The following is a 26,234-nucleotide window of genomic DNA, read 5'->3' as shown; positions in this document are numbered from 1 at the left end:
CGAGCTGTGCCTGATGGGCGGCGCGCTCGCTCGCGGCTACCTGGGCCGCCCGGACCTGGAGGCCGCCCGCTTCACCCGGCTGGAGGCCGTGGCGGGAGCGCCCCGCGCCTACCGCACCGGCGACAAGGCGCGCGTGCGCGACGATGGCCAGCTCGTGTTCGTGGGCCGCGTGGACGACGAGTTCAAGATCAGCGGCCACCGCATCGATCCGGGTGAAGTTGAAACCGTGTTGCTGAAGTACCCCGGTGTCCGTGAGGCCGCCGTCGTCGGTCAGGTGCTGCCGGGCGGTCGCGCCGGCTGTGCGCGCACCTGGTGGCCTCCCCCGAGCCCTCGCCAGCGGAGCTGCGCAAGCACCTGCTCGCGGCGCTCCCCGCCCCCATGGTGCCCGGCGCCTTCGCCTTCGCGGAGCGGCTGCCGCGCACCAGCACCGGGAAGCTCGACCGCAACGCCCTCAAGCACGCGCTGCCTCCGGAAGAGAGCGCCGCGCTGCTCGCCTCCGCGACGCCCATGGAGCGCACGGTGCTGGAGGTCTGGGAGCAGGTGCTGGGCCGCGCCGCCACGTCACTCCAGGACGACTTCTTCGAGCTGGGCGGCCAGTCCCTCCAGAGCATCCAGGTGGCCAACCGGCTGGGCATTGCCATGGGCCGCGACATCCCCGTGGCCACCGTCTTCAAGCACCCCACCGTGTCCGGCCTCGCGCAGGCGCTCCAGGGCGGAAGCACGGGCGGCGCGGAGCCCGGCGGCCTCACGCCCGCGATGCTCGCGGACGCGGAGCTGGGCGAGGACGTCGTCCCCTCCACCACCGCCGAGGCCTGGGCTCGCGCGCTGCCGCGCCAGGGCTTCCGGCAGGTCCTGCTCACGGGCGCCACCGGCTTCGTCGGCGCACACCTGCTCCACCAGCTCCTGACCCGGACGGACGCGCGCATCATCTGCCCCGTGCGCGCGAAGGACGAGGCGCAGGGGATGGAGCGGCTGCGCTCGGCGCTGGCTGGCCAGAAGCTGCCCGTGACGGGGCTGGAGGCGCGTGTGCTCGCGCTGCCGGCGGACCTCTCCCAACCCCTGCTGGGCCTGGACGCCGCGCGCTTCCGCGGGCTCGCCGCCGAGTGCGACGCCGTCATCCACAACGCCGCCGTGGTCAGCGTCGTGCGCGAGTACGGCAGCCTCCAGGGCGTCAACGTGCGCGGCACCCGCGAGCTGCTGAAGCTGGCCGCCGCCGTCCGCCCGAAGCCCTTCCACTACGTGTCCACCCTCGCGGTGCGCCGCAGGCGAACCTGTCCCCGGACGTGCCGGAGGCCTTCGTCCCCGCGCACCCCGGCCTGCGCGACGGCTACCAGCAGAGCAAGTGGATCGCGGAGCGGCTGGTGCAGCAGGCGTCGGAGCGCGGACTGCCCGCGACGGTGTACCGCCTGGGCCGCGTGGTGGGCGCGCCCGACACCGCGCTCGTCAACACGCAGGACCTGGTGTGGCGCATCGTGCTCGCGGGCCTGCCGGTCCGCGCCCTGCCGCTGCTGGACGTGGGCGAGGTGTGGACGCCGGTGGACTTCGTCGCCAGCGCCATCGTCCAGCTCGCGCGCGCGTCGCATCCGGGCGCGGTGTTCAACGTGACGCCGGCGGCGGAGGTCCGCCTGTCGGAGCTGTTCGGCTGGGTGCGCGACTACGGCTACCCGCTGGACCTGTGCCCCGTGCCGCAATGGCGTGAGCGCGTCGCGCGGGGCGCTGGCGGCCACGACGCCACGCTCGCGTTCTTCGACCTGCGCAGCGGGGACTCCACGCCGGCCTTCGGCCTGGGCCCCATCCGCTGCGAACGGCTGCTGGCCGCGCTGGAGCGCACCGACGTCCGCTGCCCTCCCACCGACCGGGAGCTCCTCCACCGCTACCTCGACTCCTGCGTCGCGCAGGGAATCCTGCCCCCGAAAGTGACGGCGCTCCCGTGACGAACCCCTCCTGGTCCCCCTCCTCCTGGCGCGCGAAGCCAGCCCGCTACCTCCCCGACGACTACCCGGACCCCGCGGCCCTGGCGCGCGTGGAGGCGGAGCTGGCGCGAATGCCGCCCCTGGTGCACGCCGAGGAGACCCGCCGCCTGCGCGAAGCCCTGGGCCAGGTCGCCGAGGGCAAGGCCTTCCTCCTCCAGGGCGGCGACTGCGCGGAGAGCTTCAAGGAGTTCTCCGCGGAGAACGTGCACGGCACCTTCCAGCTCCTGCTCCAGATGGCGGGCGTGCTCACGTTCGCGGGCGCCTGCCCGGTGGTGAAGGTGGGCCGCATCGCGGGCCAGTTCGCCAAGCCGCGCTCCAGCGCCACGGAGACCGTCAACGGCGTCACCCTGCCCAGCTACCGCGGCGACATCATCAACGGCATGGACTTCGACGCCCGCGAGCGCACGCCGGACCCCAAGCGCCTGCTGCGCGCGTACCACCAGTCCGCGGAGACGCTGCGGCTGGTGCGGTCCTTCGCGCGCGAGGGCTACACGGACCTGACCCGGCTGCTGGGCCACCGGCCGGAGGCCGAGGGCGCCGTGCGCCCCGTGGACTTCTTCACCAGCCACGAGGCCCTGCTCCTCAACGTCGAGCAGGCCATGACCCGCGCCGACGAGGCGACGGGCGGCTGGTACGACACGTCCGCGCACATGCTCTGGATTGGCGAGCGCACCCGCCAGCTGGACGGCGGCCACGTGGAGTTCATGCGCGGCATCCAGAACCCCATCGGGCTCAAGTGCGGCCCCACGCTGGAGCCGGACGACCTGGTGCGCCTCATCGACACGCTCAACCCCCAGGGCATCCCGGGGAAGCTCACGCTCATCGGGCGCTTCGGTTCGGATCAGGTCGCCGCGCGCCTGCCCCGCCTGATGGCCGCCACCCGGCGCCACGGCGGCCCCGTGGTGTGGTCCATCGACCCGATGCACGGCAACACGCACAAGGCCAGCAACGGCTACAAGACGCGCTCGCTGGAGCGGATCCTCGCGGAGGTGATGGGCTTCCTCCAGGTCGCCGCCGCCGAGGGCGTCCACCCCGGCGGCCTCCACCTGGAGATGACCGGCCAGGACGTCACCGAGTGCCTGGGCGGACCGCTGGACGTGTCCGAGGACGACCTCTCCGACCGCTACCACACGCACTGCGACCCGCGCCTCAACGCGGCGCAGGCGCTCCAGCTCGCGTTCCGCGTCGCGGATGGCCTGCACACCACCGTGCGCGCACCCCAGGACCGCGCGGCCTGACCTGCCTCGCAGCCTTGACAGCCCGGATATCGAGCGGCTAAACGTCGCAGACTTGAAAATGATAACCATTTTCATAATCGAGACTGCGGCGCGGATGCGGTGGCGGTCCCGGGTGGGCGTGGCGCTGCTGTCCTCCGTTTGTTTCGGGGGCCTCGCGCACGCGGGCACGGCGCAACCGGGGGGCCCGGAAGCGCCGCCTCCGGCGACGGAGGCCCCTGCCACCGCGCCAGCCCAGCCCGTCATCGAGCTGCCCAGGCTGCTCCACACGGTGGAGGCGCCCTACCCCGAGGAGGCGGAGCGTGCCCAGGTGGAGGCGAACGTGCGCCTGCGCCTGCGCGTGGACACGCAGGGCGTGGTGACCCAGGCGGAGGTGATGGAGCCCGTGGGCCACGGCTTCGACGAGGCCGCGCGCACCGCCGCGCTCCAGTTCCGCTTCACGCCCGCGAAGCGCAACGGCGTCGCGGCGCCCTCACGCGTCACGTACATCTACGTCTTCCAGCTCCCCGGCCGCGCGAAGGCCGTGACCACGACGCCGCCACCCGCCCTGTCCGGCGCCCCGCAAGCCACGGCGTCCGGGGACGAGGCCCCGACCGAGTACGAGGAGGACGTCGAGGTCACCGCCGTGGGCGAGACGCGCGCCGAGCGCCGCCGCAAGTCCGCGGAGGCCGTGCAGGTCATCGAGCTGGAGCAGGCCGGCATGGAGACCGCCGACCTGGGCACCGCGCTGTCGCGCGCGGAGGGCGTGGACGTGCGCCGCGCGGGCGGCCTGGGCAGCAGCGCGCGCATCTCCATCGCGGGGCTGTCGGATGATCAAGTGCGCTTCTTCATCGACGGCGTGCCGCTGGAGCTCGCGGGCTACGGGCCAGGGCTGGCGAACGTGCCGGTGAACCTGGTGCAGCAGCTGGAGGTCTACCAGGGCGTGGTGCCCATCCGCTTCGGCGCGGACGTGCTGGGCGGCGCGGTGGAGCTCGTCACCGACCAGGACGTGCGCGGCGCGGGCGTGGCGGCGTCCTACGAGCTGGGCTCCTTCGACACGCACCGCTTCACCGCGAGCGCCCGCCACCTCCAGGAGTCCACCGGCCTGCTGGTGCGCGCGCACGGCTTCTACGACGACGCGCGCAACAACTACCCGGTCAACGTGGAGGTGGCCAACGACCTGGGCAAGCCCGTCCCCGTGGAGGTCCGCCGCTTCCACGACGGCTACCGCGCGGGCGGAGCGAGCATCGAGGCCGGCTTCGTGGACCAGCCCTGGGCCCGGCGCCTGCTCGTGCGCGGCTTCATCAACGCGGCCGGCCGGGACGTGCAGAACGACGTGGACATGGAGTCCCCCTACGGCGAGGTGACCTCCGCCGAGGGCTCCGCGGGCGCCACGCTGCGCTACTCGCGAAGCCACGACGCGGGCGTCACCGTGGACGCGGTGGGCGGGTACACGTTCCGCCGCAACCGGTTCCTGGACCTCGGCACGTGCGCCTATGACTGGTACGGGCGCTGCTTCACCACCCTGCCCCAGCCGGGGGAGATCTCCGAAGGCGGCGTGGAGCGCTACATCAACCAGCACACCGCCTTCGCGCGCCTCCACGCGGGCTGGACGCCCGTGCCCGGCGGCGCGCACACGCTGCGGCTCGCGCTGTCGCCCACCTTCGTCACGCGCTCGGGCGAGGACCGCCGGCTCCAGGCGAACAACGTGCTGGATCCGCTCTCCGCGGGCCGGGGCGTGACGTCGCTGGTGACGGGCGTGGAGTACCAGGTGGAGGCCTTCGACGGGCGGCTGCAGAACATCGCCTTCGTGAAGGACTACCTCCAGGACGTGCGCGCCCAGAAGCTGCTGCCCAGCGCCGCGTTCCTGGACCTGGGCCGGACCGCGCACGAGCTGGGCGTGGGGGACAGCCTGCGCCTGCGCCTCGGCTCCACGCTCAGCGCCAAGGCCTCCTACGAGTGGGCCACGCGGCTGCCGCGCCCGGACGAGCTCTTCGGTGACGGGCTGCTCATCGAGGACAGCCTGGAGCTCCAGCCGGAGACCAGCCACAACTTCAACCTGGGGCTGGGCTACGCGTCCGAAACCACCCGCGCCGGAAGCTTCCGCGCCAACGCCGGGGGCTTCGCGCGGCTGGCCGAGCAGCTCATCTTCCTCACCGCCCGGGGGAGCTACTACGCCTACGAGAACGTCGTCTCGGCCCGGTCGCTGGGAGTGCTGGGCGCCGCGGGCTGGACGTCGCCGGGCCGCTACCTGTCCCTGGACGGCAACGCCACGTGGCAGGACCTGCGCAACACGTCCTCCGAGGGCCGCTACGGCGCCTTCCAGGGCCAGCGCCTCCCCAACCGTCCCTACCTCACCACCAATGGCAGCGCGCAGGGGCGGCTGACCGGCCTGCTGCGCGTCCAGGACGAGCTGCTCGTCACGTGGCGCACGCGCTACGTCGACAGCTTCCTCCTCGCCTGGGAGGGGGTGGGCAGCCAGGACTCCAAGCTGCGCATCGACTCGCAGCTCACGCACGCGCTGGCGCTCACCTACGTGATTCGCGACATGGCGACGCGGCTGAGCTGGACGCTGGACTGCCAGAACGTCACCAACGCGCGGACGTTCGACTTCTACGGCGTCCAGCGCCCCGGGCGGGTCATCGCCGCCAAGTTCACGCTGGAGCGCTGAGCGCGCCGCTTCCGGTCTTCGCAGCACCTCCACCCCCACTGAAAGGGAAGTCCTTGAAGCCCTCACCCTTCTTCCGCACCTCCGCGCGTCTCGTGACGGCGCTCGCCCTCGCCTTCACGGCGGCCTGCGGCGACAACACGGATCCCGACGGCAACACCCCGGACGCGGGCTCGACGGCGCCGCTGTACGCGTTCGTGGCGCAGGTGAGCACGGACACCACGTCCACCAGCTACGTCATCCTCACGGAGACGCTGGACCCGGCCACGCCGCTGTCGCTGACGAACGCCACGGAGATCAACGGCCGCGCGCTGGGCTCCGGCATCCCGAAGTCGGGCTCCCTCTTCGTCTCCAGCAGCGCCGGCGCCACCGTCACCCGCTACAACGTGACGGCCAGCAACACGCTGGAGAAGGCGGGCGAGGTCAGCTTCGCGGGCAAGGCCGTCACCTCCATTGGCGAGTACCAGAACCAGTTCCAGTTCGTCTCCGAGACGAAGGCCTACTACTTCGACGGCCGCAACTCGCAGATCATCGTCTGGAACCCGAAGGACATGACGGTGACGAACAGCGTCTCGCTGCCGGACATGACGCTCGCCGGGAGCACCCTCACGTTCGCCTCCAACCCGCTGAGCGTGGGCACCAAGGTGCTGATGCCGCTGGGCTGGCGCGCGGGCGCCGCCGTCAGCAAGCAGGCCGGCATCATCGTGGTGGACACCACGAACGACAGCGCCGTGGTGGTGAAGGATGATCGCTGCGGCTACGTGCGCGACGGCATCGTGGGCACGGACGGCAAGGTGTACCTGGCGACGGAGGCGTACGGCGCCGCGGAGAAGCGCGTGTCCGGCGGCAACCCCACCGTGCCCACCCCCTGCCTGCTGAAGTTCGACCCGGAGACGAACAAGTACGACGCGACCTTCTTCAAGGAGCTGAGCACGCTGACGAACGGCGGCGCCACGGGCTCGCTGCTCGCGGGCCCCAACGGCACGGGCTACCTGCGCGTGCTGGATGAGACGCTCTACCCCGTCCAGGCGGACACGAACGCGCGCGCGCTCGCGAGCAGCGTGGCCTGGAAGTGGTGGAAGCTGGACCCGGCCGCCGGCACCAACGCGACGCTGGTGGACACGCTGCCGGCCAGCACGGGCAGCTCCTTCCTGTACCAGGTGAACGGCCGCACCGTGTTCACCGAGTTCACCAACGGCGGCGGCACCACCAACTACCGCGAGCTGACGGACCTGAGCGGCAACCTGGTGGCGACGCACCAGGGCCTGTCGTTCTCGTTCCTCCAGGTCCGCTAGTCCCCCCGGGCCGCACGAAGCCAACGGCCCCCGGGATGCTCAGCGTCCCGGGGGCCGTCTTCATCGCGGGTGGCTCAGGTGCACATCAGCCAGGAGCACCTGCCGGACTGGCACTCGCGGCCGGAGGAGCACAGCGAGCCCCTGGGGCGCTTGTTCACGCACTTGCCGTCGTTGGTGCCCCAGCCGCAGAACTGGTTCGAGGCGCAGTGCGAGTCCGAGGAGCAGGTGCAGACGCCCGGGATGTCGCCGCAGTCGTCCAGGGCGCTGCACAGGCTGGACTTGCACTCCGCGTCGAAGCGGCACGTCTCCGACACCAGCTTGGTGCTGGGGGCGTAGGCCTTGCCGCAGATCTTCGGGTACGCCGCCTCGCGGGTGGCCTTCGGGACGTAGGCCGCGACGCCGCTGGTGTCGATGTCGTTGGCCGCGTCCGCCATGCCGGTGCGGGTGCTGTTGGCGCGCTCCCACATCCGGATGAAGTTCTCCGCGGAGCCCTCCAGGCCCGCGGTGTTGACGCCCAGCTGCTTCAGGTCCTTCACCAGGTCCGGCAGCAGGCCCACGTGGGCCAGGCCGTACACGTCGAAGTCGGTGCCCAGGGGCGGCGGGCCGGCCGTGCGCTGCTGCTCCTCCTGCGCGTCCGCCTCCGCGCGGAAGCCCGCCGAGCACGCGCCGAAGTCACCGAAGCGCGGGCGCGTCTGCTGGATGAAGCCGTTGAGGTCCGCGCCGAAGCCCATGTTGACCTTGAGGCCCTGGCGGCCGAACTCGTACGCCTGCGCGAGCGAGCGCGTGGAGCCCTGGCAGGTGTTGGCCACCGTCGTGCGCGTGTAGGCGCGCGTCTCGTCGTGCGCGGTGCGCAGGCCGAACATGCCGCCCGTCTGGCGCACGTAGCGGACCACCCACGACGGCGTCGTCTTCTCGTTGGCGGCGAGGTCCGGGTTCATCACCTCGCGGAAGTGGCCGTGGGAGATGAACAGCGGGTAGTACGTCCGCCCCTGGGACAGGGCATACGCGTCCTGGACGCTCTTCTCGGACATGTGGGCCATGTCGATGAGCATCCCCTTGTTCATCATCTCCTGGACCAGCGCCTTGCCGTCCGCGGTGAGCCCCTTCACGTTGCGGCAGTTGGCGTCCACGTCGAAGCCGAGCGTGAAGCCGTTGCCCGTGAGGCCGCAGTCCGTGTCATGTGGCAGTTCTCCAGGAACTGGGCCACCTGGAAGATGGCGTTGTGCGGGGCCGCGCCGCCAAAGCGGTTGTCCAGCTGGTGCACCGGCTGCAACGAGCGCACGCCCAGCGAATAGACGCGGTTGAGCTCCGCGCGCCAGTCCTTGGTGCCGAACAGCTTGCTGGACTCAATGGAGAGCACCATCGCGAGCTTGCCCTGCGAGATGATCTGCCGGGCGTGCGCGGGCGACAGGGCGATCTCCGCCCAGTCCGTGCGCGCGTCGAAGTCGCGCGCCATCTGGAGCTGGACGTCCACGTCCATCATCTCGTCACAGGGCCGCTTGAGGTTCTGGTACGGCAGCGCCTTGCAGAGGAACTCGTTGCTGACCAGCGACACCATGACCAGGGACATGCCGCCCTGGCGGGCCTTGTTGAGCCAGCCCTCCCACGCCTGCTGATGCGCGATGGTGTCCCAGCGCGGCCACTGGGTGGGCGTCTCCATGCGGCCCAGGTGCAGGCCGGTGTCGCCCTGCGTGCCCTCCACCTGGCCAATCACCTCCGACGCCACCGCGCCGCCCACGCCGAAGACGTCGGACAGGATGGGGATGCCGCCCAGGTTCACGCTGCCGGCGTTGGGGCAGATGTTGAGCATGTCCCGCAGGTCCATGCGGACGCGCGCGTGGTCGCTCTCCGGCAGGCCGCCGTCACAGCTCGCGAGCGTGCCGGTGTGGCTGCCGTGGAACCACCCGCCGCCGAAGGCCTCTTCCGCGAACATGTGGTGGTGCATCTCCGCGAAGCCGCTCACCGCGAGCGGCTGGGCCGCCTGGGCGGGCGCCTCCTCGGGTTGCACGGGCGGCTCGTCCGTGACGGGCCCACAGGCCAGCGCGAGCGACGTGGCCGCGAGCAGCGGTGAGAACAGGTACCTTGAGACATTTCGGGAGCGACGCGACATGCGATGCACCTTTCCGGGTGGAGGTGCACCGGGCGTATCAGCACCGGTTCCGGCTAATCAAATCTCGCTGTCTAAGCACGGTGACGCATGACATTGACGCACCGCGCGGCCCGGGTGGGTTGTCACCTGCTCGCGCCGTGGCCATGTGTCCTTCATGGCGGCCACCGACACGCTCCCCGGCTCCCCGCTGCCGGAGCTGCTCAAGCGGGTGGGCTTCCGGCGGCGGCGGCGGGGGTTCGGCTCGGCCACCCAGCTGCTCTGGAACAGGGTGGAGAGCAACGCCTCGCTCCTCGCGCTGTGCCGGATCCGCGAGGACCTCACCCCCGAGGACGAGGCCATCCTGGGGCAGTGCCAGGAGAAGCTGGAGGCCGCCCGGTGGTGCCTGGACAAGCCCACGGGGCGCTGGTCCTTCTCCTTCTGGGAGCTCATCCACGAGGTGGACGGGCTGCTGCTGCTCGTGATGCCTGCGTCCATGCTGGTGCCCAGGGCGCTGGAGATCCAGCAGCAGTTCGAGCGCCGGGTGACGGACGCCGGGCGAGCCCAGCTCTGGCTCGGCGCGGACAGGGTGAGCGGCCCCCTGCCCCGCTGCGTGCGCAGGCTCGCCCACGTGGACGAGCCCGGGAGCGGAGCCGCCGCCCCCCCGCCTCTCGACGCGGAGCAGGCCCGCTACTGCCGCAGCGTGCTTCGCGGGGCGCTCGAGAGCGTCAACCAGCAGGTGGACAAGACGTTCTGGCAGCTCTCCATCAACGTCTCGTTGCAGATCTTCAGCACGCTGCTGTTGCTGGCGGTCTTCGTCGTCTCCTTCGTGATCCTCTCGCCGGCGCTCATCGATGGCTGGCCACGGACGCTGGTGCCCGGGGGCCTGTTGCTGGTGGGGTTCGCGGGGGCGTCCGGGGCCATCGTCTCCAACATGCTGTCGAAGGAGCGCTTCGTCGTCGCCACGGGCGCGACGAGCCGCTTCTTCGCCTACCACCTGATGGTGAAGCCCGTGCTCGGCGCGTTCGCTGCGCTGATGCTCCTCTTCCTGGAGCAGTCCCGCATGTTGCTGTCGGTGGACACGCGGGCCGCGAGCACGTCCGGGGACGCCAGCCCCGCCATCCTCCACATCGTCGTGAGCGGCCCCCAGGCCATGTTCTTCACGCTGATGGCGCTGGCGGTGGTCGCGGGCTGGTCCGCGGACAAGCTCCTGAGCTCCATCATGGACAAGGTGCTGGGCCGGCTCCTCGGCCAGTCGGAGAAGGTGCTGCCTCCTTCCAAACCCGTGGGCACGGCGGCGCCTCCTCCCAAGGGGGCGGTGCCGCCGTGACGCTCACGTGGACGCGTGGGCCTGGGGGTGGTGCACGGCCCGCCGGGTGAAGCGGGCCAGCGCGTCCAGCAACTCGTCCGCCATGTGCAGGGCGTCCGGCCGCCAGGGGGTGGTGAAGCGCGCGTCCATGCTCGTCTGGCGGATGTTGGACAGCCACTCGTGCACCACCCGCTCGGAGTAGCCCGCGCTGCGCGCCGCCTCGTGCAGCAGGGAGTATTCGCGCAGCAGGAAGGTGGAGAACGTGACGGGGTCGTCCGCGCCCAGGGCGATGGGCACCGGCGGCGGCGCGCCGTCCTCCGCGCGCGGCGGGTTGAGCCGCAGGATGGGATGGTTGCGCAGGTCCAGCAGGTTGCCGATGAGCAGGTTGCTGGACGGGTTCACCTCCACCACCGTCCCGCGCGCGCCCACGTGCCGGCGCATCGCGTCCTGCACCGACCGCAGCGCGTCCACCTCCGACGCGTCCAGGGGGATGTCCACCAGCTGCTGCCCGCGCTGGAACACGCGCTCGTCCTCCCGGTACGCCACCAGGAGGCTCCGGACGTGCCTGGCGTTGAGGACCCGGCTCCAGTTCAGCCGGTGGAAGGTGCGGCTGAAGGCATCCAGCCCCACGCCGCCCTCCTCACGCGCCAGCGGCGGGCACCAGAGGTTGTGCAACACGTGATGCGCTTCGGCCAGCACGTGCGGCACGACGCAATATCCGAAGACGGACTCGGACAGCTCCCGCAGCTGGTTCTCCACCCGCTGCGTCCGTCCGGGGGGCGCCTGCGCGGCCAGCGCTGGCGGCAGCCGGTAGTCGCCGTACAGCCGCCACTCGAAGACCAGGTCCCACAGCCGGTCCTCGGCGGGCATCATCACCGCGCCCACGGACTCCGCCCACGTGCCGGGCTCCACGCCCAGCGCGGTGGCGTGGCCCAGCCGGCCTCCCGTGCGGTCCAGCAGGTAGTGCACGCTCTCGTAGATGCGGCGCAGGCCCTCCATGAGGTGCCGGTAGTCCTCGCCCACGTGCGACGTCAGCCGGAGCGGAGGAGCGTTCCGGGCCTCCCGCTTCGTGGCGGCGCGCGCGGCGCCCCACCGCACGTAGCGGTACAGCGGCGCCAGCACCCACGTGGGCACGCTCAGCTCGTCCGACGCCACGTCCAGCCCCCGCACCAGCCAGAGCGACAGCGGCACCGCCCGCAGCAGATCCACCAGCGCCTCCACCTGCACCGACTGCGCGGCGAAGTAGTCGGAGTACCGGCCGCCCAGCCGCACGCGACCCTCGGGGACCGGCTCCGCGTACGTCCCCATGCCGTGCGCGGGCGGCTGGCCCTGCGTCCAGTGCCGGGCGGGATCCCGCGCCTTGATCAGGTGCATCACCACCCCGAACTCCGGCGGGCGCCCACCGACGGCGTGCTCCCCCGTGCGGCTCAGCACGCCCCGCCACGACCGCGTGAGCGAGGCCAGCTCCTCCGCGATGCCGATGGGATCATTCGCGAGGCTCGTGCGGACCTCCAGCGCTGCGATGGGCTGCTCCCCTCCGGCCACCGCGTAGGACACCTCCGCGCGCACGGCCCGCAGGGGGCGCTTCATCAGGCCCGGCCGTCCATAGAAGCGGATGAACCACTGGAGCCCCGCGGTCAGGGGACGCTGCACATAGGCGCGATAGCTGAGGCAGCGCACGCGCTGCACCTGCCAGAAGAGGCGGTCGAAGTGCACGTCTTCGAGGCCCGCGTGCTCCAGGCCCGCCAGGTGCTTCAGGCCCGCGCGCACCAGCCAGCGCTCCCCTCCATTGGGGGTGCTCAGCCGGAGCCGCAGCGCGAGGGGGTCGCACCGCCGCCACACCTCGTCGAGCGTCCCGGGGGGATCCGACACGTTGCTGACGGCCAGCGGATGCAGGTCCGCGTAGAGGCCGCGCAGCTCGTCCAGCGAGGGGAGGACCTCCCGGCGTCCACGAGAGAGCGCCTCCAGCGCCCGTGAGAGCACGCGCCGCCGCTGCGGCAGCCACGCCTGGGACTCCGAGAGGCCGCGCACGAACTCCAGCAGCGCAGGCGTCTCGCGGCGCAGGAGGAGCTCCGCGAGGACGCAGCGGGTCACCGCGGTCGCGATCAGCCAGCGCAGCATCACCTCCGCGTCATCGAAGGGCAGCCCCGGCCCCGCCAGCATGCGCGGATCCAGCCCCGGGTCACCCACGGCGGACAGCAGCGACGCCCACAGCAGCGGAAAGTCCATGCCCGCGCCCACGTGGTGGTGGACCTCCGCCACGCCGCGATCCAGCAGGTGGCGCACCAGCAGGGGCGGTTCGATGTCCACCCGCGTGGGAGGAGGCTCCACCGGCACGGCCGCGAGCAGCAGGTCCTCCGGCATCGCGAAGGTGAGCCAGCGGTAGTGCGTCAGCGCCTCCACCGCCTCCGCGCCCGTGCCCTGGAAGATGACGGTGACGCCGGGCCGGCGCTCCAGGTGGGTGTCCGCCAGGTGCCGCAGGTAGTGGAACATCGACACGCCCTGGCGCGGCGCCCGCCGGTGGCTGATGTGCCCGCGCGAGGGAAACCAGAACGCGTCGCGCACGGCGATGATCCGATCCAACGACCAGCCGCTGGCGTGCTCCGACAAGGTCTTCTCGCACTCGCGCCAGAGCGCCCGCGTGGGCCCGCCGGCCTCCGCGTCCAGCGACGGCACCAACTGCGTCACCGCCGAGCGGAAGGCCCCCAGGCTCGTCAGCGGGAAGCTGGCCACCTCCGCGCGCACGTAGGCCTCCGGGACGCGGCGCGGGGCCAGGCTGCCCGGCGGGGAGCTCGAGCCGTCGCGGGTCACGGGTGCTCGTCGCTGACGCGGAGTCCCCTGGGGGCGTCGTGCCCAGCACCACGCCCGTCAGCGGATCCCCGTCGTGGTCCACGACCGCGAACCAGGCGTCCACCACGGTGTCGAGCCAGCCGTAGTAGGTGTCCGACGCGCGCCCGCCGCCCGCGCCGAGCGCCTGGCGGAGCGACTCGGCCGCGCTGGAGCGGTTCATGGCGTCGCGCACCCGCTGCTGGCGGAAGGCGGCCAGCCGGGGCGCCAGGGCGCGCCAGTCCTTCATCAGGAGGTCCCAGCCTCCGCCCGCGAGGGCTGTCCCGGCCGGCTGGTGCAGCAGCCCCGGCGCATCCGGAGCGAGCGCGAGCTCCGGCAGCACCTGGAGGGGCAGCGTGTCGCGCAGCCAGACCTGCGCCGTCCACAGCCGGTCATACCCCGCGCTGTGCTCGCGGATCCGCGTGACGAGCTCCGCCACCGTGTCGCGCACCCGCTGCTCATACGGCGCCAGCGCGGCGGCCGGCCCCGGGCCCTCCAGCGCGGAGATGGCGCCCCGCCGCGTGTCTCCCCAGTCCCACCGGCCCAGCGCCAGCCCGGCCACGGAGCAGACGTTCTCCACCCATGCGGCCTGGATGAAGCGGGCGCGCGAGGCCGCGTCCTGCCCGGCGCTCGCGGTGAAGATCCCCTTGGAGATCCGCACGAGGAACGCACGCCACTGCGCGGTGAGGACGGCGAACTCGATGAAGGTGTTCCACGAGGGGGGCGTCCACCAGAAGGTTGCCTGGATGAACGGCTCTCCGCGCGCACGGCCCGCCCAGAGCTCATGCACGGTCACGACCATCTCCGGGCTCATCTCGAGCGGCGTCACGTCCGCGCTCAGCACGCGGGGGCGCTCGAAGAGCATCAGCACGTCGTGCAGCAGCATGAACCAGCCGGCGACGCTCGCGGGCAGGGGGGCCTCGCGGCCGGAGCCCTCCGCGTCCTCCAGCACCAGCACCACGTCGTGGAAGCGGCGCAGGTGCACCTCCGTGCCCAGCACCCGGGCGTGCGCGCCCGTCCCGTTTCCCCCCGGGCCGCGGGGCGGCCCCTGGAGGACGCCGTGAAGGCTGGTGCGCTTGGAGCGGTGGATGGGCCTGCCCGTCAGGTCCAGGAAGACGCGGCCCTGGTCGTCCTGCCGGAGGACGCGGTGGTGCAACTGCTCGCTGGCCCAGGCCGGCAGGTCGCTCTCGTCGATGGCGTTGCGAAGCATCTCCGTGGCCACCCGGACCGCGGGCTCGCCCTGCTCCGGAGCGCTGGCGCCGGCGCCTGGGGAGGCGGAGGACAGGACCTCCCGCCGGACGGCGTGCCAGAGGTCCTGCAGGGTCCGCGCGGGCAGCGTGAGGGCCAGCCGTCCCGCGTGGCTGAGGAGCAGCTCGTCCGTGGGCGCGTCGGCTTCGTGGGCCTCCGTGCCGTCGGTGCGCAGGGCCTCCCGGTAGTAGCGCGCCACCTCGGGGGTGAGCCGGCCATCCAGGTCGAAGAGGTCCGCGAAGGAGTCCAGCACCCGCGCCTCCGTCCGCTTGCCGCGCGGCAGCTTCATGCGCCGCAGGAGTGCCCCCAGCGGCTCCCCCTGCCCGTCCACGGGGAAGTGCCAGGCCTCATGGGGCTGCACCGGATCCAGCGCGATGCGGTAGCTGGGAGGCAGCGCGCGGCGCAGCGTGGTGGCGGCCTGACGCCGGGCGATGGCGAGCGACTCCTCCTGGCCGCGCGAGCCGATGCCGGCCTGGCCGGAGACGATGAGCTCCTTCTGGAAGGAGCGCTCCATGAAGCGCTGGAACTCCTGGTGGCCGGCGGCCAGGACGAACCAGAGGTGGGGGCTGGCCACCATGCGCGTGAGCTTCACGATGTTGTAGAGGTGCTCGATGCTGCGGTCCACGTTGTCGATGGGCAGCACGAGCAGCACCTGCTCTCCGCCGGACGCGCCGAAGCGCGGCATGGACAGCGTCCGGGCCACGTCCTCCATGGCGTCGGCGAAGCGCGGCTGGAAGTTGGCGTAGATCTCCGACGCGCGGATCTGCTGCTCCGCGCGCACGCGGGCATCGGTGGTGGACGGGATGTCCTCCCACATGAAGGACGCGTCGCGGATGAGGTGATCCAGCTTCCCCCACGTCTCCTCCGCGCCCTCCTCCAGGATGGAGGAGGCCCACCGCGAGGACTCCCCGCGCGCGCCCTTCGTGTGCCGGGGGTGGTCCAGCGCGGCCCGCACGCGGACCAGCAGCGTGGCCAGCAGGTTGGCCTGGGACGGGACGGGCTCCAGGTCCAGCGGCTCCAGCCAGAGGATGCGCCGTTCGAGCCGCTCGAGCGTCCGCGACAGCGCGGCCAGCTCGGGGCGGCCGGGCCCGCCGACGAAGTGCTTCCAGTCCCGCAGCGCCTGCACGGCGCTGAGCAGGAGCGTGGTCTTCCCGGAGCCCCGGGCGCCGGAGACGAGGAGGCTGGTGGAGAGGTGTTCGGTGCTGGTGCTCGCCGCGTTGGCGCCGTCCTCGCAGGCGGCCTCCAGCCAGGAGAAGAGCTCCCGGAGGCCCCGCTGGGTGGGGCTCAGCAGGTCGGCCCACGCGAAGGCCCGGGCCTCCGGGAGGGGGGTGGGCAGGTACGGCGTCCCCGCCTCCGGGGCATCCTTCTGGGTCGTGGCCATGGCCCCGGAGGATGGGCGGGGGACACCGCCGTGCGAATCACCCTGGAGTCAGGCGAGGTGTCGCAAGGTGGAAGCAGGGCGGGTGCGATCCCCTGGGCCACGTGCAGGCATACTCTTGAACGGGCCATCCCTGCCCCGTAGCTCCCTACCTTGGTGGAAAACCGTGGCCGTGCGTTCCCTCGCTTGTATCGGACTCCTCCTCATTCTTTCGGCCTGCGCTACGTCGGCACCGCTCCCCAGCGCGCGGGAGACGCGGAGCCAGAGGGTCGCCAACCCCCAGCGAGCGGCGAAGCTGCCCTGGACTGACGACGGACGGTGCGTTGTCCGCGAAGCGTCACTGCCTTGGCCGGTGCTGGTGGAGCAGTGCTATCGAACCCTCGACCATGACCGGATTGAGTTCCACGACACCGAGGGGCGATGCGCGGTCGCCTCCGCTGACGCCGCTGCCATAGGCCTCGGGTTCTGCGTGCTGGCGGCTCCCGAGATTGCCGTGGGCGCCGTGATCGTTGTTGGCGCGGTGGTGGTCGCCGTCGCCATCAAGGAAGCGCTGGCGGCCCATGAACTCCGCCACGCCTACCCCGAGGAGGCAGGGGCCTCACGAGGAACCAAGGTGGCCTCCCGGGAAGCTGAAGCGCAACGCAAGCCCAAGCCGAAGCCCGAGCCAGCGGGGCAGGACTGGCAGCCTCCAGGACCGCGTGTGCCCTTGGACCGGACGGGCCGCGCCAGCTGCGAACCCGTTCCAGTGCCCCACGCGGGCGAGGACGACCCGCACAACACGTGCGCCGACACGTTCCCGCCCAACCGTTACCCTGGAATGGACGTGCTCGTTGGAGGTGTGCGCTTCGATGCGCTGCAAGTCGGGGTGCGCAGGCTGTGGGAGATCAAGACCCATCAATTCGATCTGTACAATGACTACGTCCAGGAGCAGGAGATTGATAAGGAAATCAAGCAACTGGAAAAGGAACGAAAAGCCGCGAAAGTGTGTGGCTATGATTTTGCCATTGGGGTGAGCACCCAATTGCACAAAGACACGCTGTTGCAAGTGGATCAGTCCCTGGATGTTGTCGTCACAGGGTGCAAGCGATGACTCCCCGAAAAAGACTTGCCGTCCTTGTCTACGCGCCTGCGCTCGCGGGTAAAGACCGCCGCGCAGTCGATAGCGTTCATGGAGTCGAGAGGGCGATTCCCGGCTTGCGCCTGGAGTGGCGGCTCTCCAAGGGCGGGCGCCCCATCGCATTACCGCAGCGTGACGCGTGGCTCATCGAAAGCATCGAGGACGGCGGATTCCCCATGGTGTGCAACGGGGATCAGCGTCACCCCGTGACGGTCTGGGGAAGGGAAAGAGACGGACTCTTCAGCGCAGGCGGTCAAGCCCAGTTCGAGGTGCATGCAAAACTGCCCCTGGACGAGCCGGTGCTCACCTCAGCGGCGGCTGTGCTTGAGGGCGTGGCGGAAGGAGCGGGGGCGCTATGGGGACGAGCGACGCCATACGACGCCGCGGTGGACATCGCGTATCAGACGGCCCCCACGCAGGAGGGGCCGCCCTCCCCACGCCGGGGACTGCCAGCCCTGAAACTCTTCGAGCACATCCGCGCGCCCGAGATTCCCTATTATCTTGGGTGGCTGAACTACTGGTCTGCCGCGGCCGCGCAGGCCATCGGGTTCCCGGACCCGACCCGTGACGCCGAGCTGCTATCACGGTCGCGGCGCACCGCGACGGGCGGCTGGGTCGTGCAGCTGACGCCCGAGCCGCTCGACCTGGACAACCCCGCCCACCTGGACGCGCTCCTGCGGGCCTACGAGCGCTTTCCGGAGATTGGCGGACGCGCAGCGCCTTGACTGCACTCAGGGGACTCGTGGAGAGCCCCAGTCACGTGGACACCCAAGGTGGGAGCAGGACGGGCGCGACAACGTCTCAGGAAGCCTGCTCTTTCGGCTCGAAGCGTTGCGCGAGGACGTTCGCGAGACCGGCGCCACAATGGCGCTGGGTCTCCCGGAGGAAGCGGCGGATGGAGTGGGCAGAAACAGACCGTGGGCCTCCCTCCAGCGCCGAGGCCAGCGCGTCACAAGTCAGCTGCACGGCGGCTTCATTCGACACCGGAGCCAGTGTTTCCAGTGAGGCACCTTGTTGCGCGCACCTAAGGTAGGACTCTGTAACAGCGGCCTCCAGGTCCGACCCTGAGAAGAAGTGCTGGTTCACCCGGTTCTTCAGGATCAGCGGAGCCAGGATGTCGCTCAGCTCGGCATCGCTGGGAACAGAAACTCGCTGCCCACCGCGCTCCAAGCGCTTCAGATAGTAGGAGACGATCTCGACGGACTCCTCAAGGTCCGGGGGTGGCACGGGAACGTAACGTCCGAACCGGCCACTGCGAATGACCGCTTCATCGAGCGCACCCAGAAAGTTGGTCGTGCCCACGATGATCCTGCGCAGCCGGCCGGCCCGATCCAATTGGACGAGGAGTTCGTTTACATCCGCCTTCTCGTCGCTGTGCATCTGGCCGTTACGCCGGGAGCGCGCCACCGCATCCAGTTCGTCGAGCACCAGCATGCGCTTCTCCTGCTCCACGACCCAATCGAACTGTTCGCGGATCATCAGGCTTCCCCAGCCAACGTAGGGCCCCCGCAGGTCCGACGGAGAGAGCAGTCGCACCTCTTGCTCGAGTTCACCCGCGATGGCCCGGGCAAGTAGCGACTTGCCGCATCCAGGCGGTCCGAAGAAGAGGATTCCCGAAGCCCGCGAGACATTGCGCAGAAATGCGCCCCGACGCTCCGGCCAGATGATGTCGCGCTGGATCCGCTGTTTGACGGCTGTGTAGCCCGCGACGTCATCCAGGCCAGGCAGGCGATCCACATCGCGCTCCACCTTCTCGATGGTGGACTCACGCCGAGCCTCCTCCGGGTCCTTCACCTCCGAGGCGCTCTCCGTGAGCGGCCGTGGCTCGAGCTTCGCGAAGGCGGTCCCCGCTACGGGCACGAGGACCGCTCCTTCTTCACCCAGGTGATAGGCGATGTCCGCCAGGAAAGGACCCGCCCAGAGCAGGGCCTCGCTGGGAACGACGAGCGAGAAGGTTTCCCCCGCCTTGCGCCGCGAGAAGATCTTCCGATGGTAGAAAGACTCCATCGGGCCGCTTCCCGCCAGCGTCTCGACCTCGAAGCTCCCCAGCCCTTCCACATGCAGGTCGGTCCGGGTCACCTCCTGCGTTGCGCCCTCCTCGTCCACGACCTCCACCCGGCTGTGTTCGAACTCGAGTTCCGCATCCGGGCTCCGCAGCCCCACCCACTGCGCCAAGCGAGCCTTCAGTGACAGTGCCGTGGCGCTCTCGTTGCTGCCCTTGAACCGGGAAAGGGGAGCACGCTTGAGCGTTTCTCCCCAGGAGTTCATCGCCTGCGCTGCGCCATGGGCGCAGGCCTCCCGGCCCCACAGCACCAGCTTCAGCGGGGACAGTTCCGCCACGACAGCATCCGTGGCCTTCTCGGGTTTGCCTCCCACCATCAACAAGAGCCGCGAGACGGGCGTGCCGTCACTGGCGATCGCTGTCGCGTCAAACTCGAAGACAGGGCCCGGCCAGGCGGAAAGCAGGCGTTGGAGATCCACAGGGGCGTCCGCATCGCGCCGGAGCGCAACGAGGTTGAGCGTGCGCGGTTCGTCCTGGAGCCGGGGCCCATCCGAGGCCAATACGGACGGCTTGAGGTAGCCGTGCAAAAGCGTTGGGGGACCGCGGACCACCTTCGGCGCCGGAGGTTCGCCGCTGCCCGTGCGGATGAAGCGCTGGGCTGCTCGATACGCCCAACCCATCACGCCTTCCCAAGTGGCCTGGAGCCAGTCCGTGGTGCTGCGGCTGTCGGGCAGATAGAGGAGCGCGAGGACGGGCTCGGGAGCTGTCAGGGCGCGAAGAAACGCTACCTCCCGGTCCTGAGACAGACCCAGCGCACTGGGCCAGAAGGGTTGGGGCAGCGCGAAGGATGGGGGCAGGCCCGGTTCCGGGTCCGGTTCCTCATCCGGGTCCTGATTCACGCCACCTTCGTCAATGGTGGAGGGATCGATGAGTGCGTCCCTCAGCCCCAGGACAAACGGCGCGTAGCGATCCCAGCTGCCGTCGTGGGTTTGACCTCCAGGCCTGCCCGCTCAAGCTGGCGCACGACATTCCCCAGCGATGAGCGTTGCATCTTGACGTCCGACGCGTAGCCAAACGCCTTGACCAGATCCGCGAGCGACGACTGGCCGGCCAGACTCAGCGAATTGCTGAACTTGGCCTGGCGTCTGCGCGCATCCGCCATTCCCAGGGCCAGTGGCTCCACGTCGGACCGGGACACGCGTTCCAGCGTGTTGTCCTGCAACGGCAGCCGGACCGTCAGCGTGTTGCCGTTGCGCCGGGTCACGATCCCGATGGGGTTGCCCGTCTGATGCTTGAGGACGACGGTATCTCCAATCAGGACCTTCATGATGCTCCCCCCTCATTCCGAGAGATGGGCATGCTGCGGGCATGCCTTCGAGTCCGAGCATCACACCCCACGGGGCGGATCCAGGCCATCCCTCCTAAGGGGGATTGCGTCGGCCGCCTACCCGTCGAAGCAGGGGCCGCTCTGGCGGACCTCGACGGTGGACCACTCCGCGGCGGGGCACTGGGTGGCCAGCTCCAGCGCCTCCTCGCGCGTCTTCACGTCCACCAGGAAGAAGCCGCCGATGATCTCCTTGGATTCGGTGAACGGCCCGTCGCTGAAGCTGAGCTTCCCGTCGCGCCGCTCCACCCGGACGCCCTCCGCGTCCGAACGCAGCGAGTCCGCGGCCAGGAGGATGCCTCGCGCCTGGAGCGCCGCGCCGAAGCTCCGCATCCGCTCCATGCGCTCCGCCGCCACCCGCTTCTCCTCCACCGTCTGGGGCTTCCCGCCCCCGGTCTGCATCACCACCAGCATGTACGACATACCAGGCTCCTTCCGGGGCGCCGTCGGGTCAGCGCCCCACCGCCGCGGCACGGGGACCCGCGTCCACCGCGGCGGCCACCGGTGGGGCGGCGGAGGACCAGAGCTGCTCGGGAGGCTCCCCGAACGTGTCCGGCACCGCATGGACGGCGTAGACGCATTCGTGGACGTTGTCACCCAGCTCGCAGAGCAATTCGCTTCGCCCCGCCTGGAGGTCCACCTCGTAGAGCGCGGTGGGGCACTGGCTGCCCACGATGAAGCGCTGGGCTCCCAGCGGCGCCAGCCCTCGCGCGAAGGCCGGCGTGCCGGGCACCCGCACCTGGCGCCGCCCGCTTCCGTCCATCGCCTGGCGCACGAGCTGGGAGGAGTGCGTGTCGTTGAACACGAGCGCGTCCTCGTCCCAGTGCAGGTTGTGGTTGGGGATCTTCACGCCCTCCTGCCGCGCCACGATGCGCGCCGGCCCATCCTCCGGCAGCAGCACGCCCAGCCACGTGGACGAGGAATAGCGGGCGCCCAGGAAGCGCATCGCGAACATGCGCGAGGGCCGCGCCAGTGACGTGTCCAGGCCCAGGCCCTTGAGCAGCCTTCCGGGCAGGCCCAGCAGGCTCTGGAACCTGCGCGTCGCTCCCGACGCCACGAAGCCGAAGGACAGCAGCAGCCCCTCCGGCGCGCGCGCCACGCCGTTGATGTGGACGAAGTCGTAGAGCGGCGGAAGCTGGCGCGGATCCCGGAAGTCCACCTGCGCGGCGTCCCCCGCCCAGGCCCCCAGCCCCAGCGCCTCCGCCAACGCCGGATCCTTCCGCCAGCTCCAGGAGCGCAACAGCTGGCCGTCCCAGCCCACCTTCAGCAACGCGTCCGACGCCGTCGCCGTCACCCAAACGCCATCCGGCTCCACCAGGATGTCGTGGACCTCGCCGAAGAGCGGGTGCGTCAACTCCGCCACCAGGTTCCACTGCCGGTCGAAGACGTACAGGCGGTCCGTCATCGCGATGACGAGCCGGTCCTCCGTGCTGCCAATGCCCCGCCCTCCGCGAAGCCCCCCACGAGGGTTGAGGTCGAACTCGCGGAAGCGGCTCTCCAGGATGGGCCACGTCTTCAGCACGCGACGCTCCCCCTTGCTCACCCACCGCACGAAGCCGCTGCTCTCGCCAGTACCGGAAACGCGAACGATGGAGGTCACCAACAGTCGGGTGTCATGCATGGCGTCAAGACCATCCGTTGAAGAAATAGAGGTTTTCCCACGAACACGCGTTTTCCTCTACCATTGAGACAAGTGGGCCCCAACGCCCGTTAGTGGAAAGGATGGTCGCAGTGAATCCAGGAGTGGAGATCGCCTCGAGGGTTTCATCGCTCGCATCGCGAGTGCAGGAGCTGATGAAGGCGCCGGGCCCGGACGCGAACGCGGCGGTGGTGACCTGGTTGCAGGACGTGGAGTCGGCCTGGTCACTGGTGAAGGATGGCGCGGTGGCGCAGCTGGGCCCGCACGCGACGTCCGCGGACAACCTGCGGCTGGCGGCCCGTGTGGCGGTGGAGCGGCTGCTGCAGATGCCCTGGGTGTCGGGTGAGACGAAGGCCGCGCTCAGCGGGTACCTGGAGCGTCACCCCGCGGCGCGTCAGGTGGGGCGCTATCAGTTCTCCTCTGACTGGATGTCCAAGTGCGAGGACGACTGGCGCAAGGCGCTGGCGCCGCTCAAGGGCCAGCCCCACACGCGCGCGCTGGAGATTGGCAGCTACGAGGGCCGCTCCGCCATCTGGCTGCTGGAGAACGTGCTGACGGACCCCACCAGCCGCATCACCTGCGTGGACCTCTTCGCCGCCGAGTACGCGCAGCGCTTCGATTCGAACATCGCCGCCAGCGGCGCGCAGGCGCGGGTGGAGAAGCTGAAGGGCACGTCTGCGGCGGTGCTGCGGCAGATGCCGCCGGAGCCAACGTACGACCTCATCTACGTGGACGGTTCGCACCAGGCCTACGACACGCTGGAGGACGCCGTGCTGAGCTGGCGGCTGCTCAAGCCGGGCGGCTGGATGATCTTCGACGACTACGGCATGGCGCAGGCGCAGCTCACGCCGCACACGAAGATCGCCCGGCCGGACATCGGCATCGACGCGTTCCTGAGCGCCGCCTCGGAGCACCTGGAGGTCGTGCTCAAGGGCTTCCAGGTCATCCTTCGCAAGAACCCGGCCTGATGAGGCCGGTGGGTGGGGCATGGCGCCGTCCGCCATGCCCCGCCTCCTCGAATCAGAGGCCGGAGACGTGACCCTCGGGGCGCAGCGTCAGCACGCCCCGGGAGAACAGGCCCTGCAGCAGCGCCTGGTCCGCTTCGTTCATGTCACCGAGCACCTGGCCCATGGAGCGATCCAGCGAGGCCTTGAGGATGGCCAGCTCGCGGGGCTCCAGCGTCAGCCGCTCGAAGTCGCTGACCACGCGCCCCGTCTCCTCCTCCAGACGGCGCACCATGGGGCTCTGCTTCACGAGGAGCGCGTCGAAGGGCCGCGGCTCTGGCCGGGGCGCGTCCAGGTGCGCCAGGGCCTTGCGCCAGGTGCGCGTGAAGCTGTCCCGGTCGAAGTTGCGCGTGATGAACTCACGGCCCCGGGCGCACTCCTGCGTGACGCGGTCGCGCGAGCGGACGTCCTCCAGGATGGCGTTCGCGACCTCCTGGAAGGAGAACGGATCGCCGAAGGCCATGTCCACGTTGTCGAAGACGCGGATGCCGTGGCCCGGCGGCACGCTGAAGCGGTTGTTGCCGATGCCATTCGTGTAGACGGGGCAGCCCTGGTAGACGGACTCCAGCGGATAGAAGCCGAAGGGCTCCGGGTAGATGTTGAAGGAGAGTCCGAACTTCGTGAGCTCGAAGAGCCGGAAGAGCGCGGCCTGGTTGAGGAAGCGCACCGGGATGAGCAGGTCGGAGAGCTTGAAGCCCATCCCGTCCAGCATGGCCCGGCCGCTGCCCACGTCGAACGGGAAGCCGTGCGTGTACGAGTAGTCGATGAGGGCGAAGTCCTCTGCGTCGACGACGAGCCGGTAGCGCGGCCCGTTCGCCTCCCGCGATTGCAGGTTGAGGTGCACGAGGATGCTGAGGACGGCGTACCAGTCCGGCTTGCGGGGCTGCAGCGCGTGGCCCAGCACGTCCCCGGCGTCCAGCGCCTCCTGGACCTGGGCAGGCAGCTGCGCGCCCTGCATGCGAGCGTCACCGGTGGGGCTGGCGACGCAGGGCAGGCCCGCGTGGAAGTCCACGACCTTGTCGAAGCCGGAAGGGTCCAGGCAGGTGCGGCGGCGCACGTCGGGCAGCGTGAGCAGGCTGATGAGCGCCTCACGCATGTACGGTGAGTAGGCGGTGTAGAGGTCCACCGCGGGATTGCCCAGCCAGAGGGACTGTCCGCCCACGAGCCCGTGGAAGAGGACCACGGAGCGGCGGGCGATGCGCGGGCTCGGCGGATGGATCCACAGGCCCATGTCACAGAAGATGGCGAGGTCCGCCGGAGGCTCCGCCAGGATGCGGCGCAGCCGGTCCGCGGTCGCCACGGGCATGGGCGTGTCGGTGCCGCTCAAGCGGTGCTTGTAGTAGGCCGACACCTCGTGTCCCTGCTGCCGCAGGTCCTCCAGGATGAGGCCGTTGACGACACCGCCAGCGGTGCGGAACGGCTCGGACTCCATGAAAAGATTGACCCGCTGCTGCGTCATGTCTGGTTCCTCGGGATGGATGGGGGGAAGGCGTCACAGAAGGATTGCAGTACCTGCCGCCACGCGTGGAGGAGCTCGGCGACGGTGTCAGGGCGGAACAGGTCGACCTTGTATTCGAGCGTGGCGATGAGCCCGCCAGGGGTGTCGGAGACGCCGAGCTTCAGGTCGTAGAGCGTCCAGCCGCGGCTGCGCATCAGCGGGCGCACCGCGAGACCGGGCACCTGGGGGGCGTTCCCTTCACGGTCGGAGAAGGTGAAGCCGATGCGGCACAGCCCGGGCAGCACCTGGACCAGCTCCGCGTGGGGCAGCCCCTGGTGCGCGAACGCCTCCAGGTAGGCCGTGCGGACGCGGGCCAGCGCTTCGCGCGGCGCGAGGCCCTGCTCCATCCGGGTGCGGATGACGAGGTAGCCGGCGAACATGCCGATCAACGGCTCCAGCTCCGGGCGCGGACGCTGGGCATGCGCGAAGCCGACGCGGATGTCCTCCTGGTTGGCCCGGCGCGACAGCAGGACCTGGAACGCGGACAGCAGCACCATGAACAGCGTCACGCCTTCCGCGCGGCAGAGCTGCTTCAGCCGGGCGACGAGCTCCGGGGGCAGGACGAGGTCCAGGCTCGCGCCGCGCAGCGACTCCCGCTCCGGGCGTGGGAAGTCCAGCGGGAGCCGCACGTCCTCCGGCGGACCCGACAGCTTCCTGGCCCAGTACGTCCGCAGCCGCTCCAGCGCACCGTCCTTCAGCCACGCGTGCTGCCAGCGGGTGAAGTCCTGGTACTGGATGGGCAGCTCCGGCAGGGGCGACTCGCGGCCCTCGCGGAAGGCGGCGTAGAGCACCGCGAGCTCGCCCGCGAAGACGGAGAAGGAGACGAAGTCCGTCACCGCGTGGTGCATGTTGACGAGCAGCACGTGCTGTTCGGCGTTGAGCCGGTACAGGTGGCAACGCAGCAGTGGCCCGCGCTCCAGGTCGAAGGAGCGGTCCATCTGCGCGCGTGCACGGCGCATGGCCTCTCCTTCCCGCTCCGCTTCAGGCAGCGAGTCGAGCGCCTCCACCTCGAAGGGAACGGGACCGGGCGGGACGATGTGTTGCCGGGGCTTGCCGTCCACGGTGGGGAACGTCGTGCGCAGGCTCTCGTGACGGCGGACGATCTCCTCGACGCCCCGCTTCAAGGCGGCCACGTCGAGCATGCCCCCCAGGCCCAGCACGACCGGAGAGGCGTTGTGCGCGCTGTCGGCGCCGCCCTGCTCCGGTGACCAGTAGACCTCCTGGCTGAACGACAAAGGCAGCGTGTCCGTGGGAGGGGTCCGCACGACGGGCGGAAGCGGCTTCGCGCCCTCCGTGGCACCCGGCGTCTGGAGGAGCTCCGCCAGCGCGGCCACGGTGGGACGTTCAAAGAGATCCGCGAGCGCGAACTCCCGGCCGAAGAGCGCCCCGAGCCGTGTCACGACCTGCGTCGCGATGAGGGAGTGGCCGCCGAGGTCGAAGAAGTTGTCGTGCAGCCCGACGCGCTCCACCTTCAGCAGCTCCGCCCACTGGTCCGCGATGAGCTGCTCCACGGGCGTGCGCGGCGCGGCGAAGACGTTCGTGCGCGGCGTGGCCTCCGCCGTCAGCGCGGGCAGCTTCGCCCGGTCCACCTTC

Annotated in this window: 14 protein-coding genes and 2 pseudogenes; 8 read left to right on the top strand and 8 right to left on the bottom strand. The window is 70.6% G+C overall.

The genetic code is table 11. The features are described 5' to 3' along the window. From ACLEQD_RS09185 to ACLEQD_RS09170, 4 genes and pseudogenes are all read left to right on the top strand, one after another. Positions 1–1,934, top strand: a pseudogene (locus ACLEQD_RS09185) (thioester reductase domain-containing protein); the annotation flags it as partial. Next, positions 1,931–3,211 (top strand): 3-deoxy-7-phosphoheptulonate synthase class II, encoded by a 1,281-nt coding sequence (locus ACLEQD_RS09180; protein WP_410383129.1) that lies wholly within the window; start codon positions 1,931–1,933, stop codon positions 3,209–3,211. The pseudogene ACLEQD_RS09185 and the gene ACLEQD_RS09180, both read left to right, overlap by 4 nt. Before the next feature lie 94 nt (positions 3,212–3,305). Then, positions 3,306–5,858 (top strand): TonB-dependent siderophore myxochelin receptor MxcH, encoded by a 2,553-nt coding sequence (mxcH, locus tag ACLEQD_RS09175; RefSeq protein ID WP_410383128.1) that lies wholly within the window; start codon positions 3,306–3,308, stop codon positions 5,856–5,858. A 53-nt stretch (positions 5,859–5,911) separates the two neighbouring features. After that, positions 5,912–7,150 carry a hypothetical protein gene (locus tag ACLEQD_RS09170; RefSeq protein ID WP_410383127.1) on the top strand — a complete coding sequence of 413 codons (1,239 nt, stop codon included), beginning with the start codon at positions 5,912–5,914 and terminating at the stop codon, positions 7,148–7,150. 74 nt (positions 7,151–7,224) lie between these two features. Here ACLEQD_RS09170 and ACLEQD_RS09165 read toward each other — a convergent pair. Next, positions 7,225–9,260: pseudogene (locus ACLEQD_RS09165) on the bottom strand (membrane dipeptidase). Between the two features lie 154 nt (positions 9,261–9,414). Between ACLEQD_RS09165 and ACLEQD_RS09160 the strand changes: the two are divergent. Next, a complete protein-coding gene (locus ACLEQD_RS09160; RefSeq protein ID WP_410383126.1) occupies positions 9,415–10,566 on the top strand; it encodes a hypothetical protein in 1,152 nt (383 codons plus the stop codon). A 2,161-nt stretch (positions 10,567–12,727) separates the two neighbouring features. On the opposite strand, the gene ACLEQD_RS09155 is transcribed toward ACLEQD_RS09160, so the two are convergent. Beyond that, positions 12,728–16,000 carry a hypothetical protein gene (locus ACLEQD_RS09155; protein ID WP_410383125.1) on the bottom strand — a complete coding sequence of 1,091 codons (3,273 nt, stop codon included), beginning with the start codon at positions 15,998–16,000 and terminating at the stop codon, positions 12,728–12,730. A 349-nt stretch (positions 16,001–16,349) separates the two neighbouring features. Here ACLEQD_RS09155 and ACLEQD_RS09150 point away from each other — a divergent pair, with 349 nt between their 5' ends. Both ACLEQD_RS09150 and ACLEQD_RS09145 read left to right on the top strand, forming a co-directional pair. Continuing rightward, positions 16,350–17,087 carry a DUF6310 domain-containing protein gene (locus ACLEQD_RS09150; protein WP_410383124.1) on the top strand — a complete coding sequence of 246 codons (738 nt, stop codon included), beginning with the start codon at positions 16,350–16,352 and terminating at the stop codon, positions 17,085–17,087. Then, positions 17,084–17,839 (top strand): DUF5953 family protein, encoded by a 756-nt coding sequence (locus ACLEQD_RS09145; protein ID WP_410383123.1) that lies wholly within the window; start codon positions 17,084–17,086, stop codon positions 17,837–17,839. Before ACLEQD_RS09150 ends, ACLEQD_RS09145 begins: the two co-directional genes overlap by 4 nt. 76 nt (positions 17,840–17,915) lie before the next feature. Here the strand turns inward: ACLEQD_RS09145 and ACLEQD_RS09140 are convergent, their stop codons facing one another. The 4 genes from ACLEQD_RS09140 to ACLEQD_RS09125 form a co-directional block, all read right to left on the bottom strand. Continuing rightward, positions 17,916–20,015 (bottom strand): AAA family ATPase, encoded by a 2,100-nt coding sequence (locus ACLEQD_RS09140; protein WP_410383122.1) that lies wholly within the window; start codon positions 20,013–20,015, stop codon positions 17,916–17,918. Between the two features lie 41 nt (positions 20,016–20,056). Beyond that, positions 20,057–20,443 (bottom strand): hypothetical protein, encoded by a 387-nt coding sequence (locus tag ACLEQD_RS09135; protein WP_410383121.1) that lies wholly within the window; start codon positions 20,441–20,443, stop codon positions 20,057–20,059. A gap of 117 nt (positions 20,444–20,560) precedes the next feature. Next, positions 20,561–20,923 carry a YciI family protein gene (locus ACLEQD_RS09130; protein WP_410383120.1) on the bottom strand — a complete coding sequence of 121 codons (363 nt, stop codon included), beginning with the start codon at positions 20,921–20,923 and terminating at the stop codon, positions 20,561–20,563. Between the two features lie 28 nt (positions 20,924–20,951). Further along, complete coding sequence (locus ACLEQD_RS09125; protein WP_410383119.1) at positions 20,952–22,121, bottom strand: hypothetical protein; 1,170 nt, start codon at positions 22,119–22,121, stop codon at positions 20,952–20,954. Positions 22,122–22,231: 110 nt separating this feature from the next. On the opposite strand from ACLEQD_RS09125, the gene ACLEQD_RS09120 reads away from it, so the two are divergent. Further along, positions 22,232–23,107: a class I SAM-dependent methyltransferase gene (locus tag ACLEQD_RS09120; protein WP_410383118.1), complete on the top strand. Its 876-nt coding sequence runs from the start codon at positions 22,232–22,234 to the stop codon at positions 23,105–23,107. A 52-nt stretch (positions 23,108–23,159) separates the two neighbouring features. Here the strand turns inward: ACLEQD_RS09120 and ACLEQD_RS09115 are convergent, their stop codons facing one another. Continuing rightward, positions 23,160–24,602, bottom strand: a complete 1,443-nt coding sequence (locus ACLEQD_RS09115) for a glycosyltransferase (protein WP_410383117.1) — start codon at positions 24,600–24,602, stop codon at positions 23,160–23,162. After that, positions 24,599–26,234 (bottom strand): condensation domain-containing protein (locus tag ACLEQD_RS09110; RefSeq protein WP_410383116.1); only part of this gene is annotated, 1,636 nt, incomplete at its 5' end. The genes ACLEQD_RS09115 and ACLEQD_RS09110, both read right to left, overlap by 4 nt.

This window comes from Corallococcus sp. 4LFB (genome assembly GCF_046520365.1).
Lineage (GTDB): Bacteria > Myxococcota > Myxococcia > Myxococcales > Myxococcaceae > Corallococcus > Corallococcus caeni.
Note: the sequence above shows the minus strand (reverse complement) of the source record. Positions and strands in the feature narration are given on the sequence as shown.

Bases quoted from the DNA above. Each gene is read 5' to 3' on its own strand.
- mxcH (WP_410383128.1), top strand. From the start codon at position 3,306: ATGCGGTGGCGGTCCCGGGTGGGCGTGGCGCTGCTGTCCTCCGTTTGT.
- ACLEQD_RS09160 (WP_410383126.1), top strand. From the start codon at position 9,415: ATGGCGGCCACCGACACGCTCCCCGGCTCCCCGCTGCCGGAGCTGCTC.
- ACLEQD_RS09155 (WP_410383125.1), bottom strand. From the start codon at position 16,000: ATGGCCACGACCCAGAAGGATGCCCCGGAGGCGGGGACGCCGTACCTG.
- ACLEQD_RS09145 (WP_410383123.1), top strand. From the start codon at position 17,084: ATGACTCCCCGAAAAAGACTTGCCGTCCTTGTCTACGCGCCTGCGCTC.
- ACLEQD_RS09135 (WP_410383121.1), bottom strand. From the start codon at position 20,443: ATGAAGGTCCTGATTGGAGATACCGTCGTCCTCAAGCATCAGACGGGC.
- ACLEQD_RS09130 (WP_410383120.1), bottom strand. From the start codon at position 20,923: ATGTCGTACATGCTGGTGGTGATGCAGACCGGGGGCGGGAAGCCCCAG.
- ACLEQD_RS09125 (WP_410383119.1), bottom strand. From the start codon at position 22,121: ATGCATGACACCCGACTGTTGGTGACCTCCATCGTTCGCGTTTCCGGT.
- ACLEQD_RS09115 (WP_410383117.1), bottom strand. From the start codon at position 24,602: ATGACGCAGCAGCGGGTCAATCTTTTCATGGAGTCCGAGCCGTTCCGC.